At 70.0% G+C, this 18,088-nt stretch carries 15 protein-coding genes; 7 read left to right on the top strand and 8 right to left on the bottom strand.

The features are described from left to right. The first annotated feature begins 11 nt into the window (after nt 1-11). From I6J77_RS14195 to I6J77_RS14175, 5 genes are read left to right on the top strand one after another with little or no spacing between them, the layout of a single operon-like run. Nucleotides 12-1,211 (top strand): amidohydrolase family protein, encoded by a 1,200-nt coding sequence (locus I6J77_RS14195; protein ID WP_239309289.1) that lies wholly within the window; start codon nt 12-14, stop codon nt 1,209-1,211. A 2-nt stretch (nt 1,212-1,213) separates the two neighbouring features. Beyond that, nucleotides 1,214-1,915, top strand: coding sequence for a class I SAM-dependent methyltransferase (locus tag I6J77_RS14190; RefSeq protein WP_204109499.1), 702 nt, complete (start codon nt 1,214-1,216; stop codon nt 1,913-1,915). A 16-nt stretch (nt 1,916-1,931) separates the two neighbouring features. Next, nucleotides 1,932-3,443: a radical SAM protein gene (locus I6J77_RS14185; RefSeq protein WP_204109498.1), complete on the top strand. Its 1,512-nt coding sequence runs from the start codon at nt 1,932-1,934 to the stop codon at nt 3,441-3,443. Between the two features lie 2 nt (nt 3,444-3,445). Continuing rightward, nucleotides 3,446-4,582, top strand: coding sequence for a glycosyltransferase family 4 protein (locus I6J77_RS14180; RefSeq protein ID WP_204109497.1), 1,137 nt, complete (start codon nt 3,446-3,448; stop codon nt 4,580-4,582). Then, nucleotides 4,579-5,724, top strand: coding sequence for a glycosyltransferase family 4 protein (locus I6J77_RS14175; RefSeq protein WP_204109496.1), 1,146 nt, complete (start codon nt 4,579-4,581; stop codon nt 5,722-5,724). The genes I6J77_RS14180 and I6J77_RS14175 overlap by 4 nt, the downstream gene beginning before the upstream one ends. Here I6J77_RS14175 and I6J77_RS14170 read toward each other — a convergent pair. Genes I6J77_RS14170 through I6J77_RS14160 form a run of 3 tightly spaced genes read right to left on the bottom strand, consistent with a single transcriptional unit; the run spans nt 5,686 to nt 9,335 of the window. Continuing rightward, nucleotides 5,686-6,597 (bottom strand): bifunctional 2-polyprenyl-6-hydroxyphenol methylase/3-demethylubiquinol 3-O-methyltransferase UbiG, encoded by a 912-nt coding sequence (locus tag I6J77_RS14170; protein WP_239309008.1) that lies wholly within the window; start codon nt 6,595-6,597, stop codon nt 5,686-5,688. The two genes, I6J77_RS14175 and I6J77_RS14170, sit on opposite strands and share 39 nt — an antisense overlap. Nucleotides 6,598-6,628: 31 nt before the next feature. Next, nucleotides 6,629-7,846 carry a nucleotidyltransferase family protein gene (locus tag I6J77_RS14165; RefSeq protein WP_204111499.1) on the bottom strand — a complete coding sequence of 406 codons (1,218 nt, stop codon included), beginning with the start codon at nt 7,844-7,846 and terminating at the stop codon, nt 6,629-6,631. Then, nucleotides 7,821-9,335, bottom strand: a complete 1,515-nt coding sequence (locus I6J77_RS14160) for a radical SAM protein (protein WP_204109494.1) — start codon at nt 9,333-9,335, stop codon at nt 7,821-7,823. Before I6J77_RS14160 ends, I6J77_RS14165 begins: the two co-directional genes overlap by 26 nt. 244 nt (nt 9,336-9,579) lie before the next feature. Between I6J77_RS14160 and I6J77_RS14155 the strand changes: the two genes are divergently transcribed. Next, nucleotides 9,580-10,620 carry a serine kinase gene (locus I6J77_RS14155; protein ID WP_204109493.1) on the top strand — a complete coding sequence of 347 codons (1,041 nt, stop codon included), beginning with the start codon at nt 9,580-9,582 and terminating at the stop codon, nt 10,618-10,620. A 44-nt stretch (nt 10,621-10,664) separates the two neighbouring features. After that, the gene (locus I6J77_RS14150) at nt 10,665-12,383 is read left to right on the top strand and encodes an ABC transporter ATP-binding protein (protein ID WP_239309287.1); all 1,719 of its coding nucleotides are present in this window, start codon (nt 10,665-10,667) and stop codon (nt 12,381-12,383) included. A 112-nt stretch (nt 12,384-12,495) separates the two neighbouring features. Here the strand turns inward: I6J77_RS14150 and I6J77_RS14145 are convergent, their stop codons facing one another. The 5 genes from I6J77_RS14145 to I6J77_RS14125 all read right to left on the bottom strand — a co-directional run bounded on the left by I6J77_RS14145 (nt 12,496) and on the right by I6J77_RS14125 (nt 17,902). Further along, nucleotides 12,496-13,362: an AraC family transcriptional regulator gene (locus tag I6J77_RS14145; RefSeq protein ID WP_204109491.1), complete on the bottom strand. Its 867-nt coding sequence runs from the start codon at nt 13,360-13,362 to the stop codon at nt 12,496-12,498. Nucleotides 13,363-13,537: 175 nt separating this feature from the next. Next, nucleotides 13,538-15,136: an alpha-amylase family glycosyl hydrolase gene (locus I6J77_RS14140; protein ID WP_204109490.1), complete on the bottom strand. Its 1,599-nt coding sequence runs from the start codon at nt 15,134-15,136 to the stop codon at nt 13,538-13,540. Then, entirely contained in the window at nt 15,133-15,957 is an 825-nt protein-coding gene (locus I6J77_RS14135; protein WP_204109489.1) for an alpha/beta hydrolase family protein, read from the bottom strand. Before I6J77_RS14135 ends, I6J77_RS14140 begins: the two co-directional genes overlap by 4 nt. Beyond that, nucleotides 15,954-17,072: a zinc-binding dehydrogenase gene (locus tag I6J77_RS14130; RefSeq protein WP_204109488.1), complete on the bottom strand. Its 1,119-nt coding sequence runs from the start codon at nt 17,070-17,072 to the stop codon at nt 15,954-15,956. Before I6J77_RS14130 ends, I6J77_RS14135 begins: the two co-directional genes overlap by 4 nt. Next, nucleotides 17,069-17,902: a phytanoyl-CoA dioxygenase family protein gene (locus I6J77_RS14125; protein ID WP_204109487.1), complete on the bottom strand. Its 834-nt coding sequence runs from the start codon at nt 17,900-17,902 to the stop codon at nt 17,069-17,071. Before I6J77_RS14125 ends, I6J77_RS14130 begins: the two co-directional genes overlap by 4 nt. Nucleotides 17,903-18,088 lie beyond the last annotated feature (186 nt).

Below are 18,088 nucleotides of genomic sequence, written 5' to 3'. Positions count from 1 at the left end.
TGCAGGCCGCGATGGACGTCAGCCTGTGCCGGGCCGTTTCGGTCACGGCACAGGCCAGCTCGCGCGTGCCGCTGCCGATCCGCGCCGGGCGGATCGGTTCCTCGCTGGCGGCGCGGGCGTACCGGATCGACCTGCGCGACCACCTGGTCTTTCCCGGCCTGATTAACGCGCACGAGCATCTGCACGTCAACGCGGTGCCGCCGCTGCCATCCCGCGCACCGTTCCCCAACAGCTATGCCTGGATCGCCGCCTTCCGTGAGCATTTCGCGGAGCCGGCGGTGGTCGCCGCGCTGCAGGTGCCGAAGGCCTTGCGGCTGCGCCACGGCGCGCTGAAGAACCTGCTCGCCGGCAGCACCTGCGTGGTGCATCACGATCCCTGGCATCCGGTGCTGGACGAGTCGAATTTTCCGGTGACGCTGTTGCGCAACTACGGCTGGAGCTACGCGCTGGGCTGGCCCGATTACGGTCCGCCGGTGCAACCGAGCTTCGCCGCCACGCCCGCCGACCGACCCTGGCTGATCCACCTGGCCGAGGGCACCGACGCGATCGCGCAGGCGGAGCTGGCCCGGCTCGACGAGATGGGCTGCCTGGCGGCGAACAGCGTGCTGGTCCACGGCGTCGGCCTGGGCGAGCAGGACATCGACCGGGTGATCGAGCGCGACGCGGCGGTGGTCTGGTGTCCGACCAGCAATCGCAACCTGCTCGGCCGCTCGCTGGACCCGCGACGGCTGTGCGCGGCGGGCCGGCTTGCGCTGGGCAGCGACTCGCGGCTCAGCGGCGCCCGCGACCTGCTCGACGAAATGCGCGGCATCGCCGTTCGCGGCGAGCTGAGTCCCGAGCAGTTGCTCGGCCTGGTCACCAGCCACGCCGCGCGCATCCTGCGCTTGCCTTCGAGTGGCAGCCTGGCAGCGGGAACGCCGGCGGACCTGGTGATCGTCGAGGATCGCGGCGGCGACGAACGCTGCGGCCTGGTCGGCATCGGGCGCAGCGAGATCCGCGCGGTGGTGCGCCACGGCGTGCCGCGCATCGCCGATCCGGATTTCGCCGAATGGTTCGACGTTGCCGGCATGGAAACCGTGCCGGTGACGCTGGACGGCAAGCCGAAGCTGCTGGCCAAACCGCTGGCCGAAGCGGCGCTGGTGGCGCTCGAACCCGGCCTCGAACTGGCGGCCGCCCACCGCGCGCGCGACCTCGTCATGGAGGCCGGCTAGCCATGCGGCCGCGTCCTTCGATGCTGATGCCGGCCGAGGCGTATGCGCTGTGGGCATCCAGCTATCCCGCCCGCGCCCACAACCCGGTGATGCGGGCGGAGGAGCGCGCCATGCTCGCGCTGATGCCGGACACGCTGCATGGAGCGGCCGTGCTCGATGTCGGCTGCGGCAGCGGGCGCTACATGCTGCACGCGCTGCGCCGCGGCGCGGCGCGCGTGATCGGCGTGGACCTGTCGGCGCCGATGCTCGCGCGCGCCGACGCGGAGCTGGCCGCGTTGCAGGCCGCCGCGGACGTCGACCTGATCCAGGGCAGCCTGGCGGCGCTGCCCGTGCCGGACGCGCGGGCGAACCTGACCCTCTGCGGCCTGGTCGTCGGCCATATCGACGACCTGCAGCGAGCGCTGGCCGAGCTGTGCCGGGTGACCCGGCCCGGCGGCACGCTGCTGTGCAGCGACGTGCATCCGATCGGGCATGCGCTGGGCTGGCTGCGCGATTTCAAGTCGGACGGCCGGCACTACGCCGTGCAGCACACCCAGCACCTGTACAGCCACTGGCACGCGGCCTGCGCCGCGCTCGGGCTGCGCATCGAACAGGTGCTGGAGCCGATGCTCGATCCGGCCGACATCCCCGCCGATGCGCGCTTCGACCGCGCCGCGCTGGAGGTTCCCGTGGCGCTGGTGTTCCGGCTGCGGCGGCCGGTTTGAATACCCGAGACGTCCGATGACTCACCGTCCCAATACACTGCTGGTCAACCCGACGGTCACCACGCGTCCGCGCTTTCCGCTGTCGCTGCTGAACCTGGCCGCGGCACTGGATCGCTTCGGCGACAGCCACATCGTGGACGGCAACATTGATCGGGACCTGGTGAACGCGACCCTGGCCGCCGCCGGGAAACAGCATTACGACGCCATCGGCATCGGCATCATGGGCGGCCCGCAGCTGGCGCCGGCGATCGCCGTGTCGAAGGCGATCCGCGAGCATCATCCGTCGATGTCGATCATCTGGGGCGGCTACTTCCCCACGCTGTATACCGACACCACGCTGGCTGCGCCCTATGTGGACTACGCGGTGCGCGGGCAGGGCGAGGAAAGCCTGGTCGAGCTGGTCTCGGCGCTGGCCCGCGGCGGCGGCGACGAGGCGCTGGCCAGGATCGGTGGCTTGTCCTGGCGCCGCGATGGCGAGGTCGTGCACAACCCCAATCGCAGCTTCCGGCACGGCGATGCCGCGCTGGTGCTGCCGTATGAAAAGCTGGGCGACCCGGACAAGTATCTGGCAAGCACCTTTCTCGGCCGGCGTACCGCCGTGCACCAGGCCTCGATCGGTTGTCGCTTCCGCTGCACGTTCTGCGGCGTGGCGGCGATGTTCGGCGGCGCGACCGCGCTGCCGCCGGCGGAGCGGCTGGAGCGCGAACTGAATTACCTCAAGTACGAGCTGGGTGCCGATTCCATCCTGTTCTACGACCACAACTTCTTCGACCGCGAACAGGACATGATCCCGCTGCTCGAGATCATGGCCCGGCTCGAAATGCCCTGGTGGTGTTTCGCACGCGCCGATGCCCTGCTCAAGCTTTCCGAAAGCACCTGGGAGCTGGTGCGCAAGAGCCGGTTGCGCATGGCCTACATCGGCGCCGAGTCACCGAGCGGCGCGATGCTCAAGGAAATCCGCAAGGGCACGCGGCCGGACCAGACCCTGGCGGTGGCCGAGCTGTGTCGACGTCACGGCGTGATCCCCGAGTTCTCCTTCATGCTGGCGCCGCCGGTGAACACCGAAGAGGAAACCGAACTGACGTTCGAGTTCATCCGCGAATTGAAACGCATCAATCCCGCCTCGGAAATCATCACCTACATCTACACGCCGCTGCCGGAGGGCAGCAAGCACGAAAAGGAGCGCGGCAAGCATCCTTCCGCGCCCCTGCTCGACCTTCATGGCGAGCCGGTGGTGTTTCCCTCCACGCCGGACGAATGGACGCAACGTCGCTGGGTGGACTACGCCTGCCATGCCGATGCGCCGTGGCTCAGCGACAAGCTGCGCCAGCGCATCTACGACTTCGTCACCGTGCTGCGCTGCCGCTATCCCACCGTGCAGGATGTGCGTTCACCCCACTGGGCCAAGCGCAGCCTGAGCGCGATGGCGTCGTGGCGTTATCGCCATCGGCGCTACAACCATCCGTGGGAACTCAACATCGCCAATCGCTTCGTGCAACTGCGCACGCCGCAAATCACCGGCGCGTAGCGATGGCGGCCCTGCACGTCGCGCAGCTCAACTTCCTGCCGGCCCCCGAGGACCTCGCACCGAACCAGCTGCTTGAGCAATGGCACTCGCTGGTGGACGTCGCCGAGGCGGCGGCCAGCGCCGGCACCCGGGTGTCGGTGGTCCAGGCGGCGGCGCGGGAAGACCTGATCACCCGCAACGGCATCGACTATCACTTCGTCGACATCCGTGGACTGGAAACGGCGACGAACCGGGGCCGCCGTTTCGCCAGCCTGCTCGGCGACATCGACGCCGACGTGCTGCACGGGCACAGCCTGGGCTTTGCCGAGGATGCCTTCGCGATCGCGCAATGCCTGCCGCGGCGGCCGATCATCCTGCAGGACCACGCCGATCGGCCGCCGCGCTGGTGGCGCCGTTCGCCGTGGCGACGCTGGTATGCGGCGCTGGCCGGCGTGGCCTTCACCGCGCCCGAGCTGGCCCGACCGTTCACCCGGGCCGGGCTGTTCCGTCCGCACACACACCACTTCGCGATACCCGAATCCAGCAGCCGCTTCAGCGTGGGCAGTCGCGCCGATGCGCGCGCACAGACAGGTCTTCGGGGTGATCCCTGCGTGCTGTGGGTGGGCCACCTGAATCCCGGCAAGGACCCGTTGAGCGTGCTCGACGGTGTGTCGATGGCGGCGCGACAACTGCCCGACCTGCAGTTGTGGTGCGCCTTCGGCAGCGCGCCGCTGCTCGGCGAGGTGCAGGCGCGCATCGCGCGCGATCCGCAGCTTGCCGGACGCGTGCATCTGCTGGGCAAGGTGGTGCACGCGCAGGTCGAGGGGCTGATGCGCGCGGCGGATCTGTTCGTCTCGGGCAGCCGCGCCGAGAGCTGCGGCTACGCCGTGCTCGAAGCGCTGGCCTGCGGCGTCACGCCGGTGGTCACGGATATTCCCTCCTTCCGCGCGCTGCTCGGCGGCAGTGGCATCGGCCACTTGTGGCCCTGTGGTGATGCGGCGCAACTGGCCCAAGCGCTGGTCGCTGCCGCCGCCAGCCGGCCATCGCCAGCGCAGGTGCGCGCGCATTTCGACGCCGCGCTGTCGTTCGCCGCGGTGGGCCGGCAATGGGCCGATGCCTATGCGCAAGTCCACGCCGAGCGGCGCCGGAGCGTGTCGTGAAACTCGCCCTGGTGCTGCCGGGCGGGGTGGATCGCAGCGGTGAGGTCCGGGTGATCCCGGCCTTGCTGGCGCTGATCGAACGGCTGGCGCGCACGCACGAGGTGCATGTCTTCGCACTGCACCAGGAAGCCACGCCGGGTCGCTGGGAACTCGCCGGCGCGAGCATCCACAACATCGGCAGCGGCTGGACCCGATGGCGCGCGATCGCGGCGATCCGCGCCGAGCATCGCCGCGCGCCGTTCGACGTGGTCCAGGCGATCTTCTCCGGTTCGTGCAGCCTGGTCGCGGTGGCCGCGGCCAGGCTGCTGCGGCTGCCCAGCCTGGTGCATGTCGCCGGCGGCGAGCTGGTCGCGCTGCACGCGATCGACTACGGCGGACGCCGAAAATGGAAGGGACGCCTGCGCGAGGCCTGCGTGTTGCGCGCCGCCGATGTCGTCACGGCCGCCAGCGCGCCGATCATCGACGCACTGTGGGCGCTCGGCATCGAGGCGCAACGCGTGCCGCTCGGCGTCGACCTGCAGGCGTGGCCGCCGCTCGCACCGCGCGCGCGGCGCGGCGGGCCGGCGCGGCTGATCCACGTCGCCAGCCTCAACCGGGTGAAGGACCAGCCGACCCTGCTGCGGGCCCTGGCCGTTCTACGCAACGCCGGGCTGGCGTTCCACATGGAGATCGTCGGCGTGGACACCTTGCAGGACGAGCTGCAACGGCTGGCCGAACAGCTTGGACTGGAACACTGCGTCGACTTCCTCGGATTCCGGACGCAACGCGAACTGCGTCCGCTGATGGAGGCGGCCGACCTGCTGGTGATGTCGTCGCTGCACGAGGCCGGCCCGCTGGTGTTGCTGGAGGCCGCGGTGGCCGGCGTGCCGGCGGTGGGCACGGCGGTCGGACACTTCGTGGAGTGGTCGCCCGCGGCGGCGTGCAGCGTGCCGGTCGGTGACGCGGGCGCGCTGGCCGAGGCGATCGGGGCGCTGCTTGCCGACGAACCGCGGCGCCAGCGCATGGCCGAGGCCGCGCAGCACCGGGCGCTGGCGGAGGACGCCGACTGCACCGCGCGACTGTTCGAGGCGCTGTACCGCCACGTGTGCACGGAAGCGCAGGCATCAGCCGGGTTTGCGGGCGACGTAGAGCCGAAACCTTGAAGGCTCGCGGCGGCCGCGAAGTTTCGCGATGAGCGGGCGCAGCGCCCAGCGCGGGCCGTACCACGGGCGATGGACCTCCCAGCGGATCGACAACGCGTCCGCCATGTGGCGCAGACGCTCGTCGGTGAGGTAGCCCAGGCTGGCGATCGCGTCCGCCGCGACGCCATGACGGCGCAGGAAGAATTCGCGGCGCTCGGCCAGCATCTGCCGGCCGCTTTCGTCGCGGGCGTACCACGGCGTGTCGGCGATGATCAGCATGCCGCCGACCTTCACGCAGCGCAGCGCTTCGCGCAGGCAGGCCTCGGCATCTTCGGCGTAGTGGAACGAGGCGTTGAACACCGCGACGTCGAACTGCGCGTCGGCGAACGGCAGATGGCGCATCTCGGCCTGGAAGCGCGGGAACAGTGTCCGCAGCCGCGTCCGGTAATGGCGGGCCGCGCCCAGCCCGTCACGATCGTTGGTGAGCAGGTCGACCGCGACCGGCTGATACCCGGCCAGTGCCAGGCGATAACTCATCCAGCCGTTGCCCGCGCCGAGGTCGAGCACGCGACTGCCTGCCAGCAGATGCCGCACGATGTAGTCGTAGCTGCGCGCACGCATCCGCCACTGCTCGCGATCCCTTGCCGTGGTGTCGCGGTAGGGCAGGGCGAGGTAGAACGCCTCGCTTTCGCTGCCGCGACCTTCCGACGTCCTGATCCGCTCGTAATCCGCGATGAAGCGGGCCAGGCGCGCGGCCGATTCCGGCAGCAGCGCGTGGGCGATGCCATCGTCCATCGCGATGGAAAATCCGCAAGCCGCACAGTCCAGCGCGTCGATGGCGTTGCCGCAACGGGGACAGCGCAGCCGGAGGTCCCACCGTCGTGCATCCGTCACGGCTCGCTTCCCGGTCATGGACGGGTCGCGCCTAGGGTGCCGGCGTCGCGGAGTCCAGCGCCGCGCGCACCGCGTACAAGGTGTCCATCCGCGGCACCGGCCGGGTCAGCCAGGTCAGGATGCGCCGCACATGATTCGTGGTGACCCAGCTCTGGTCCTGCAGCCACAACTGGGTCCGCACCATGTCGGCCCGTTCCCGGATCGCTTCCTCCGTCGGTCGCACCCGGTTCCTGACGTAGCGCCCGACTTCACCCACGGAGCGCGACCACTCGATGCCGGGCAGCGCATGCAGCCACAGCTCAGAGCACGACACCCGGGTCAGGGTCTGGCGCCGCGAGACCGTGCGCAGCAGGCGCGGGCAGTCGCGCTCGAGTCGGGCGAAGACCGCGTCGGGCACCGCGTTCCTGTAGTAGCGCGCCACCAGCCGCAGCGGCGGCAGCGCCCACCAGGGCGGCTCGGCGGCTTCCCACAGGACGTCCCAGTCAGCGGCGACCATCCGCGTGGCCAGCAGCGAGATGTCATGCAGGTGCAGCAGGCGCAGGCTGCGACCGCAGATGTTGCCCGCCGCGTGCAGCAGCAGGTGGCTCATCAGGGCGCCGGTCGACGGGTAGTCGTTCAAGCCCGCTTGCGGCACGCGCGGATGGATCCGCCCGGTGATGTCGACGGTGGAGACCGGCAGCCGTTCCTGGATGCGCGTGTGCAGCTCGATGTTGACCGGCGTGTCGCGGTGTTCGCCCAGCCCGGGAACGGGCGCGCCCTCGGCCGGCTTGAACACGCGGTGCTTCCACTGCACGAACGACTCCACGTAGCCGAGCTCCTGCAGCAGGGCGATCGTCGCCGCGGCATCGCTTTCGCGCACCAGCAGGTCGATGTCCGCCATCGGTCGTTCGCCCGGCGCGTAGAGTCCCAGCGCATGCAGGGCGGAACCCTTCAACGGCACGACGGCCAGCCCGGCGGCGCGCGCGGCGGCGTCGATGCGTTGCAGCAGGGTGACGATGCGCCGATGGCGCAGTTCGACATGCTCGCGCTGGCTGTCGAGGAATCGGCGCCACGACGGGCGCTGCCAGGTCGAGCACTGGCTGAGCAGCGGCGACACCCCGTGCGCGGCGGCAACCGCCGCGGCCAGCTGCCATTCGAGTTCGCTCCACGGCGGCGTGGCGCCGCCCGGCCGCGACAGCGCCAGCTCCACGGCGAGCGCTTCGGTGGTGCGGCGCAGGCCCGCCTTAACGATGTTGAGCGGTGGCAGCATGGCGGGCCGGTTCGGCATGGTCGGGTGTCGTCGCGGGCGCTGGCGCGGTGGCGTCTTCGCTGCGGTGTGCGCGCTCGTCGGCGATCAGCGCGGCCCATCTCGCCTCGAACGCCGCGCGGGCCTCGCGATGCTGCGGCGGCGATTGGGCGGCCTTCGACTGCTGCAACACGACCTGCTCGTGCAGCAGGTCGCGCACGTGGCGATAGAAGTCCGAGTCGTAGGCGCCGCGGAACATCATGGCCAAGTCGCCGCTGTCCTGCCAATGCGTCTTCGCGCCGAGCTGGGCCTTGACCTGTTCGTAGAACTTCGTGCCCGGCAACGGATACGACACGCTGACGCCGATGTCGTCCGGCACGGCCTGCGTGATCAGCTCGCGGGTCGCCAGCAGGTCGACGAGCTGCTCGCCCTGATAGCCGAGCTGGATGAAGAAGCCCACCCGGATGCCGTGTTCGCCCAGCCGCGCGCGGGCGGCGATGAGGTCGGCCACGCGGGTGCCCTTGTTCATCGCGTCCAGCACGCGCTGGCTGCCGCTCTCCGCGCCGATCCATGCCTCGGCGCAACCGGCGTGTTCCAGCGCCGCGGCCATCCGCTCGCTGATCAGGTCGGCGCGGGTCTGGATGGTGAACGGCACCGAGCCGTCGGCGTCGGCCAGGTGCCCGGCGAATTCGCCGACCCAGTCCACGCGGAAGCCGAAGATGTCGTCCGCCAGCCAGATGTGGTCGGGCTGGAATGTCCGTTTCAGGTAGGTCATTTCCGCCGCCACGTCGCTGGCGCTGCGCTGGTTGTAGTGGTTGCCCCAGATCGGCTTGGCGCACCAGTTGCAGCGGAACGGGCAGCCGCGCGAGGCCGCCATGTTGAGGCTGAAGTAACCGTGCCGTTCGAGCCACATCGCGCGGTAGCGTTCGACGTCGACCAGGTCCCAGGCGGGATGGCCGATCAGGCGCGGGTCCGGTGGCAGCACGCCCACGCGGGTCAGCTGTGTCTGCCCGTTGGTCAGCGTGGCCACGCCGGCGATGCCCGCGACCCAGCGCGGCGTGTCGATGGCCGGGTCGCGCTGCAGCCGCCCGACCAGTTCGATCAGGGCCGCGATGCCTTCGCCGATCAGCACGGCATCCGCGCCCGCCGCCAGGAAGGCGTCCGGGTGGTCGGATGCGTCGGAGCCGGCGACGATCACCCGCGCGCCGTCGGCGCGGGCTTCGGCGATCATCTGGCAGGCAGCCTCGCGCATGCGGCCCAGGCACATCTTGGTCAGGTAGTTGAAGTTGTCCTCGTAGAGGACCACCACATCCGGCCGCGTGCTCTGCAGCGCGGCCTGGTAGTCCTCCACGCCCGTGGCCAGCATCGCGTCGAACAGCGCGACCTGGTGCCCCATCTGCCGCAGCAGGGCGGCGACCTGGATCGTGGCGAGCGGCGGATAAGGCTTGCCGCGCTCCCACTGCTTCGGGTCGTAAGCCAGAAAGTAGGAGTGGCCGACCTGAATCTTGAGCATCTGCTGGAGGCCTCGATCATCGTGGGAAGCAACGGCAGCCATGGGCCGCGTCGGCTCCCGCTTCCGCGCTGGCTGCCGGTGAGTGCGCCAGCGCGCCGCTTCGGTTGCCCCGCACGGCAAAAAAGTCCGCAGGGGTGTACAGGCACAACCTTTGCCGCCCGCGGCGACACTCAGCAGGAAGACGCCCGCTGCGTGCAGCGCCGCGGCCACGCCATGGCGCGCCACCAGGACCTTGATCGAGACGATGACCCTGACTCCCTGCGCCGGTGTCCGCGACATCCCTGCCGACCCGTTCGAGGAGCGGCGCGGTCCCGTGTCCTGCGTGGAGCGACAGATCCTGGGCGGCCGTTTCCGCTTCGAGAGCGGCAGCGAGGCGCTGCTCGCCCTGGTCGATGCCGCCTACGCGGGTTTGCCGCCGCAGCGGTTGCCGGTGGCCGATGCGGCGTTCCGCATCGAGCTGCGCCTGGTATCGCGGCCGGCTCCATCACCCACGGCCGAACCGCCGCCGGTGCAGGTGCAGTCCGGCGCGGGCCTGATTTGCGGCGTGATGGACGCCGCGAACTACGTGGTGCTCGACCCCGCGCAGCGGCAGGCGCTGGTGGTGGCCTCGGACGACATGCTGCTGCACCCCTACCACCTGCGCTACGAGCTCATCGAATTCGCGGTGTTCACCCTGGCCACGCGTGGACTGGGGCTGGTGCCGCTGCACGGCGCCTGCGTCGGCCGCGACGGGCGCGGCGTCCTGCTGCTGGGCGCGAGTGGCGCGGGCAAGTCGACGCTGGCCCTGCACAGTCTGCTGCTCGGCTTGGACTTCCTCGCCGAGGATGCCGTCTTCGTGCAGCCCGAACGCATGCTGGCCACCGGCGTCGCCAACTTCCTGCATGTGCAGGCCGATGCGCTGCGGTTCGTCGATGACGAGCGCAGCCGCCGCTGGGTGGCGAGCGCGCCAGTCATCCGCCGCCGCAGCGGCGTCGAGAAATTCGAGGCCGACCTGAGGCAGGCCCGTGGCCGGCTGGCGCCGCAGCCGCTGGCGCTGGCCGGCGCGGTGTTCGTGTCCAGCCAGCTGGCCGACGATCCCGCCGCCCTGCTCACGCCGATTCCCGCCCGCGAGATCGCCGCACGACTGCGCGCCGATCAGCCGTATGCGTCCGGCCAGCCCGGCTGGCATCGTTTCGAGCAGCAGCTGATCGCGCAGGGTGCGCACGAGCTGCGCCGCGGGCGCCATCCGCGCTCTTCGGTCGATGCCTTGCGCCAACTGCTGCCTGCCGCCGGCGCACCCGCATGAAGCGGTCCGCCGAAGCACGGCCGGCGCGCGATCGCAGCTTCGACATGCTGCGTTCGCTGGTGCGCACGTTCACGCGTGTCGACACGATGGAAACCGCGGCCTACGTGCTGCTGTCGCTGGCCAGCGCGCTGGCCGGCAGCCTCGCGGCCGTGCTGTTGGTGCCGCTGGTGCAGCCGGGTCATGCGCTGACGTTCGCCGGCGGCGTGTTTGCCGCGCGCGGCGGCGTGGAGTTGCAGGCGGCGATCTTCGCCGCGGCCACGTTCGCCTTCGCCGTGCTGCGCTGGTCGACCGCCCGCCTGGGCGCTCGCCTGACCGCACGTTACGGCATGACCCGGCGCCGCCAGGTGCACGCGCGCCTGCTCGACGCGCGGCTGGATGCGCTGGCGGATTCGACCTCGGCCGAGATCGCCAACGTGCTCACCTACAACGTCGAAATCATCACCCAGGGTTTCAGCGCCCTGCAGCAACTGCTGGTGGCCGGCGTCACTTCGCTGGTCAGTCTGGCGGCGGCGTTCTGGGTCTGCCCGCCGCTGATGCTGGCGACGCCACTGTTTGCCGTGTTCGGCGTGATCGCCTCGCGCGCGTTCGGTCGCGAACAGTCGCGGGTCGGTCGCCAGTACGTCGCCGACATGACGCGCCTGTTCTGGCACAGCGAGGACTTCCCGCGACGGCTGCGCCACGTGCGCTCGTTCCAGCGCGAGGATGCAGAGAAGCACAGCTACGGTGCGATCTCCGCCCAACTTGGCGATGGCTATCGACGCCAGCTGGAACTCGTCGCCAACGGGCGACTGCTGCTGGAGCTGCTGGCGGCGGTCGGGATCGCGGCAGTCTTCGTGCTGGCCTACCGCTGGCGCGGGGTCGATCAGGCCGCGCTGATCGCGGCCTGCCTGTTGCTGGGGCGACTGCTGCCGTACCTGGTGTCGACCCGGCAGAGCTTCCAGCAATTGCGTTCGGCTGCGCCCGCGTTCGAGCTGTGGCAGCGCTACATGAGCCTGGAGGCGGTGCGTTCTTCAGCGGCATCGGCGCCGGCGGATCGGACAGCGTTGCACATCGAACGGATGCAGCTGGCGCCGCCACTGGCCGCTGTCGATGTCCGCCACCTGCGCCTGTCGCCCGGCGAGCTGACCCTGGTTTCCGGCGACTCCGGCATCGGCAAAAGCAGCCTGGTCGACGTGCTGGCCGGCATGAGCCTGCCCGGGATTTTCGCGGCACGGGTCGATGGACATTCCATCGGCTTCGGCGAATACCGCGAGCGGGTGCGGCATGGCGCCTACGTCAGCCAGAGCGTGCGTCCATGGCAATACTCGGTGCGCGAATGCCTGCACTGGGCCGCGCCGGAAGCCAGCGACCAGATGATGCAGGCCGCGCTGCTGGATGTCGGCCTCGACAAGCGGCTGGCCGATTCACCGGATGGACTGGACACCACGCTGCACAGCGCGTCGAGCCGATTGTCCGGCGGCGAACTGCAACGCCTGCTCTTGGCCCAGGTGATCCTGCGCCAGCCGTTCCTCGCCGTGCTCGACGAAGCCACCAGCGCGCTCGACGCCGCCTCCGAGATCCGCGTGCTGGCCGCGATGAAGCGCCGATTGCCCCGCACGATACTCATCGTGGTATCGCACCGGGCCAGCGTGGCGACGATCGCGGACCAGTGCCTGAGCATCGACGGCGACCTCAGGGTGACTGTCGCCGCCGGGATCGACCCCTGCTGCGCCGTGCCGCAAAAGCATGGCGGGCGTGGGCGTCCGCATGACAGCCTGGTCTGAGCCACCGACCGGCGCTTGGCCGTCCATCCCGCACCTGCGGCGACCCTTCGTGATGGGTTCCCGCTGCTGATCTTCCTGCTGGCGCCACCCGCGAAGCAGACGGGGCGTGGGGTCAACCGCGCGGCGTGGCGGTCCGCTTGCGCCCCGCGCGTCGATACGCGCCCGGCGTCATGCCGTGGCGATGCAGGAACAGCTCGCCGAAGTGCGAGGGCGTGGCGAAGCCCAGGTCCGCTGCGATGGTGGCGATGCTCTGCGTTGTTTCGAGCAGGCGGCGGCTGGCCAGGTGCAGGCGGTGCGTGCGCACGTAGTCGCTCCAGCTCATGCCGACCTGCTGCTTGAAGCGGCGGCTGAAGTAGGCGGCCGACATCGCGCACAGCGCCGCGGCCTGTTCCGCGCCGGGTGCGTCTGCGGGACGGCGGCGCAGGCGGTCGATGGCCGGGCGCAGGCGCTGCAGGCCGCGCGCATCGGCGGCCAGTTTTTCGGCGGCGACCGGCGGCGCCAGTGCCGCCGCGCGCAGCAGCAGTTCGGCCAGCGGCAGGACCAGGGGATCGCGGGCGTCGAGCTCGATCAGCCAGCCGGCGAGTTGCTGCAGGCGTCGGCCGAGGGTCCGGCCCGGCCTGGCGCAGAACGGTTCGCGCAGGCGCTCCAGTCCGGCCAGCCGCGCCAGCGATTCGCCGGCGGCCGCCTCGATCTGCAGCAGCACCCAGTCGCGCGGCCCGGCGTCCAGCGCGAAATCGTGCTGGTGCATCGAGGGGATGAAGGCGATGCAACCGGGCACCAGCGCGTAGCGACGATCCTCGACGTCGAAGTGGCCGGCCACGCGACCGAACAGCACCAGCTCATGCACGTCGTGGAAGTGCACGAACGGTTCGCTGGCCGCCGCCCTGGCATCCTGGCGGACGCGCTCGATGCGCAGCGGCGCGCCCGGCGGCAGTTCGACGGGTTCGCAGATGGGGCGATCGAGATGGGGGAGCGCCATGGGGGCATTGTCGCCCATTGGGTGGTTGGGGGCGTCGCGTGGGCTTGCACCGTCGTGCAAGCCGAACTCTCACGTCGTCATTCCGGCGAAGGCCGGAATCCAGTGACTCCAGCTCTCTGGGCAGACGAAAGACGCTGGATCCCCGCCTTCGCGAGGATGACCGTGGGGAGAGTTCTCAGCGCGCGGGCGTACCCACGATGCGTACCTGCATCGGATGCAGCGTGGCGTCGGGCGAGGCGGGTGCGTCGTTGTCCAGAAGGTCGCCCCAGGCGTTGCCGCCGACGAGTTCCGGATCGAGTCGCGGCTTCGCGTCGACCTTGCCCAGGTTCACCAGCAACAACGTCCGCTGCGCACCTTCCCCGCGCAGGATGCACAGCACCGCACTGTCGTCGTCGCACAGAATGCGCTGGCTGCCGGTGGAGATTTCCGGCCGCGCGTGGCGCAGCGCGAGCAGCTGTTTGTACCAGTGGTAGAGCGAATCCGGCCGGGCCTGCTCTTCCTGCAGCGAGACACCGTCGTGCGAGCGGTTGAAGCGATCCTTCCAGAACCACTGGTCGCCGCGGTACCAGATGGCCGAACCCGGGGCTTCCAGGTTCGCGTCCCAGCGGAACGCCTCGCGCACCGGGATGCCCACGGCGTCGGTGAGCGGAATGCCGCCGGACTTGCCGAGGTTCTTCGGCTGCACGCCGCGCATGCCCAGTTCCTGCCCGTAGTAGATCAGCGGGTCGCCCTTGAGCATCAGCGCGATGGCGGCACCAGCGCGCGCTTTCGCGGGATCGCCGTGCACCTCGGACATGTAGCGGTCGATGTCGTGGTTCTCCAGGAAGATCAGCTGGCGCTTGCCTGCCGGCGTGGCGGCGTCGGTGGCGCGGATGTTCTCCACGATGGTCGCCTTGTTCAGCGACACCAGCGCGCCGCGCAGCGGGAAGGCGAACACCATGTCGGCGCGGCCCCTGGTCAGCCACTTCTCGCCGTAGCCCCAGTCGGCCTGCTCGGCGAGGATGCGCAGTGCGGGGCGGCGCGCCTTCAACGCGTGGAAGACCGGTTGCCAGAAGCCGTCGAACAGGTTCGTGTCCAGGCCCTTGTGGTCGAGGTCGTCCATCATGTGGTCGATGCGGAAGCCGTCCACGCCGTCGCGGCCGCTGCCGTCGCCGTGCGGGTCGGCCCAGTACAGCAGCAGGTCACGGAAGTAGTCGCGCACCGCGGGGTTTTCGAGGTTCACCATCGCGATGCCGATGTCGCGGCCGTCGTAGCCGGCCCACTTGGTCTTGCCGAGGAAGGGCTCGGCCACGCAGTGCTGCTGGTCTGTCCACAGGAGGTAATCGGCGTACTTCGCCTGCGGCTTGCAGATCGAGTCGTGCCACCACGGGTGGCCCTCGGCGACGTACTGGAACTCCTGGTCGAGATACACCTTCAGGCCCAGCGCATGCGCGGCGCGGACGAAGGCGAAGTAGTCGTCCATCGTGCCGTAGGCCGGGTCGATCGCCTTGAACGTGGTGGCGAAATAGTTGTGGTAGTACGGCGAGGGCTGCAGCGGCGTGAGCAGCACGGTGGTGGCGCCGAGTTGCCTGATGTAGCCGAGCTTCGCGGTCAGCCCCTTGAGGTCGCCGATGCGGTCGCCGCTGGAATCGCGAAAGCTGCGGTAGAAGATCTGGTAGAACACCTGGCTCTGCGACTGGACGTCCGCCGGCGCCGCGGCGCGTGCCGGCGGCGAGGCCATGCCGGCCAGCACGGCGACGGCGAGGATGGCGAACAGCGAGCGTGCGAGTGTCATGGATCGTCTCCCGTGGTGTGCAGCACGTCGCCGAAGAAGCGCAGCGTGCTTTCCAGCGTGGTGGACCAGTAGGGCCAGTCGTGGCCGCCTGCGCTTTCGGCGTAGTGGTGCGCGATGCCGGCGTGCGTGAGGGCGCGGTGCAGGTCGCGGTTGGTTTCCAGGTACGGGTCGTCGAGGCCGCAGTCGATGCGCAACGGCGGCAGGGTGCTGGTTGCTCCGGTCAGCGCGGCCAGCACGCTGCGGTCGGCGGGCGCGGCGCTCCAGCCGTCGCGCTTCTCCTCGATCAGCGCATCGAGCTGCGCGACTTCCGTCACGGCCGACAGCGCCGCGGCGGCGGCGAGGCGTTGCGGATACTTGCCGGCCAGCCGCAGCGCGCCGAAGCCGCCCATGCTGAGGCCGGCCACCAGCAGCGGCGAGCGCACGGTGCAGCCGGCGACGAGCTCGCACGCCAGCGCGGGCACCTCGTCGATGATCCAGCGTTCGGCGTCGTGACCGGCATGCGCCACATAGCCGGAGCCGTCGCCGCACAGCCCGTCGGAAGGCATGACCAGGACTACCGGCGGCAGCGCGCCTTCGTCGATCAGCCGCGCGGCAGTGAGGTGTGCCGCACCCTTCAGCGCCCACGCCCAGTGCGAGCCGTACACGCCGTGCAGCAGCATCACGATCGGCAGGTTCGCCACGCCGCGCGCCGAGGGCGGCACGAACAGGGTGATGTCGGCGCGCCGGCCCAGCGCGGGGCTCTTGACGGTGACGAAGGTCAGGCCGTCCGCCGCGATGGCGGGGTCGGAAACCTCGATGGTGCGGAAGATGTCGTCGTTCATGCGATGCGCAGTACGCCCTTGGTGCTGCGTCCGGCCAGCATGTCGTCGAAGGCGCGATCGAGCGCTTCCATCGGATAGCGGTGGCTGATCAGCGAGGCGAGTTCCAGCTTGCCCTCGGCGATCCAGCTGAACAACCGCGGAAAGTCGCGCGAAGGCACGCAGCCGCCGTACAACGGCGCCAGGTAGCGCTTGTTCCAGAACAGGTCGGTGAGTTCCATCGTGGCGGGGCCGTGCGCGCCGCTCACCTGCAGTGCGTTGCCGCCGTTGCGTGCGAGCCGCAGGGGCAGGAAGGCCAGCGCGGGCACGCCGGTGGCTTCGAAGGCGTGGTCGGCGCCGCGGCCGTCGGTGAGCGCGCGCACCTCGGCGACGAGTTGCACGTAATCGTCGTCGTGCGCGTGCGGCGCCAGCGTGTGGGTGGCGCCCAGCTCGCGTGCGCGTTGCAGCCGGGCAGGGACGTGGTCGATGGCGATGATGGTGCGCGCGCCGGCGATACGCGCGCCCTGCACCACGTTCAACCCCACGCCGCCGCAGCCGAGCACCGCCACCGTGTCGCCGGCTGCCATGGCGGCGGCGTTCACCACCGAACCCACCCCGGTCATCACCGCGCAGCCGAGGATGCAGGCTGCATCGAGCGGCAGCTCCGGCGGCAGCGGCGTCACTGCCTCGGCGCGCACCACGGTGTGGCTGGCGAAGGTGCCGAGGTGGAAGGAGCGTTCGATCGGCTGGCCGCGCCAGCGCGTGGCGCCGGCGTGCGCGCGGCTGTTGCCCAGATGCGGCACATCGAGTTCGTGGGTGCGCTCGCACAGCGGCGCCGCGCCGCGCTCGCACTGGAAGCAATGGCCGCAGGGGATGGCCCAGTTCAGCAGCACGGGCTGGCCGATCTCGAGGCCTTCCACGTCGGCGCCGATGGCCTCGATGTGGCCGGCGCCCTCGTGGCCAAGCACCAGCGGGCCGGGCCAGCGCAGCGAGGCATGGTCGGTGTGGCAGACGCCGGCCGCCGCGATCGCCACGCGCACCTCGCCCGCGGCGGGCGGATCGACCTCGATGGTCTCCAGGCTGAAGTGGCTCTCGCCGTCGGCGACGAGCGCGCTGCCGCGGACAACGCCGGCCGTCATGCGGGCACCTTGTCCTCAAACAGCCTGCTCTCAAAAAGCAGGGGATTCTTCGGCGTGTCGATCACCTCGCCGACCACCGCGCCCGTGCACCAGCGTTCCCAGTCGGCCTGCTGCATGTGGTTGTCCGGCGCCTTCAGGCGCATGTCGCGATCCATGTAGATCACCGTCATCACCGAACGCGGCTGCGCGGAGCGGTTGGGGCCGGCGCGATGGAAGGTCCAGCCGGAGTGGAAACTCACCTCGCCCAGATCGAACGGCTCGTCCACCACGCGAAAGCCCTGCGCCTCCATGTTGGCGGTGATCGCGTGCTCGCTCTCGTCCGAGATGCCGAGGTCGCGGCCGAACTCCACGTGCTGGCTGCCGGCAAAGAACGCCAGCGGCCCCATGTCCTGCGGCACCGCCTGCAGCGGCACCCATGCGGTGATGGTGCGATCGCTGTCGAGCGGCCAATAATACTGGTCGGCGTGTGCGGGCGTGATCCCGCCGGCCGGCTCCTTGTACAGCGACTGGTCGTGGTACAGCCGCACGCCGTCCACCTCCATCAGCGCGGCGGCAAGACCGGCCAGGCGCTTGCCGAACACGAACTCGCGTACCGTCTCGCTCTCGCACCACAGGTTCATCACCTGCAGGAACGCGCGGTCATAGGTGCTGCGCTCTTCCAGCGGCTTGGTCTGCGTGTTCAGCGCGATGGTGAGGCGGGTGATCTCCGCGCCGTAATGCGCCAGCTCGTCCGCATTGAACACCTGCTTGAGCTTGATGAAACCGTCGCGCCGATAGTCGGCGATCTGCTGCGCGCTGAGCGGGTAGGGGCGGTCGAGGTCGATGAGCATGTCGGATTCCTGTCGTGTCGTGCAAGCGCCCCCGTGATCGCAGGTTTGCTTGATTTACGTCATGGTAGGAATCGAAAGCGCCACAAGCATCTGCAGTACTTGTCCAATCGTCACGGGAAACTGTCGGATTCATGCCCTCATGGGACGGGCTTCCTGCATTGGCGGTGTCGGCTGATCCCATCCGCG

This window comes from Rhodanobacter sp. FDAARGOS 1247, assembly GCF_016889805.1.
Lineage (GTDB): Bacteria > Pseudomonadota > Gammaproteobacteria > Xanthomonadales > Rhodanobacteraceae > Rhodanobacter.
This window is presented reverse-complemented; position numbering and strand designations above follow the sequence as displayed.

Bases quoted from the DNA above. Each gene is read 5' to 3' on its own strand.
- I6J77_RS14165 (WP_204111499.1), bottom strand. From the start codon at position 7,846: ATGCTGCCACCGCTCAACATCGTTAAGGCGGGCCTGCGCCGCACCACC.
- I6J77_RS14150 (WP_239309287.1), top strand. From the start codon at position 10,665: ATGCTGCGTTCGCTGGTGCGCACGTTCACGCGTGTCGACACGATGGAA.
- I6J77_RS14155 (WP_204109493.1), top strand. From the start codon at position 9,580: ATGACCCTGACTCCCTGCGCCGGTGTCCGCGACATCCCTGCCGACCCG.
- I6J77_RS14190 (WP_204109499.1), top strand. From the start codon at position 1,214: ATGCGGCCGCGTCCTTCGATGCTGATGCCGGCCGAGGCGTATGCGCTG.
- I6J77_RS14130 (WP_204109488.1), bottom strand. From the start codon at position 17,072: ATGACGGCCGGCGTTGTCCGCGGCAGCGCGCTCGTCGCCGACGGCGAG.
- I6J77_RS14185 (WP_204109498.1), top strand. From the start codon at position 1,932: ATGACTCACCGTCCCAATACACTGCTGGTCAACCCGACGGTCACCACG.
- I6J77_RS14125 (WP_204109487.1), bottom strand. From the start codon at position 17,902: ATGCTCATCGACCTCGACCGCCCCTACCCGCTCAGCGCGCAGCAGATC.
- I6J77_RS14160 (WP_204109494.1), bottom strand. From the start codon at position 9,335: ATGCTCAAGATTCAGGTCGGCCACTCCTACTTTCTGGCTTACGACCCG.
- I6J77_RS14135 (WP_204109489.1), bottom strand. From the start codon at position 15,957: ATGAACGACGACATCTTCCGCACCATCGAGGTTTCCGACCCCGCCATC.
- I6J77_RS14195 (WP_239309289.1), top strand. From the start codon at position 12: ATGGACGTCAGCCTGTGCCGGGCCGTTTCGGTCACGGCACAGGCCAGC.
- I6J77_RS14140 (WP_204109490.1), bottom strand. From the start codon at position 15,136: ATGACACTCGCACGCTCGCTGTTCGCCATCCTCGCCGTCGCCGTGCTG.
- I6J77_RS14180 (WP_204109497.1), top strand. From the start codon at position 3,446: ATGGCGGCCCTGCACGTCGCGCAGCTCAACTTCCTGCCGGCCCCCGAG.
- I6J77_RS14145 (WP_204109491.1), bottom strand. From the start codon at position 13,362: ATGGCGCTCCCCCATCTCGATCGCCCCATCTGCGAACCCGTCGAACTG.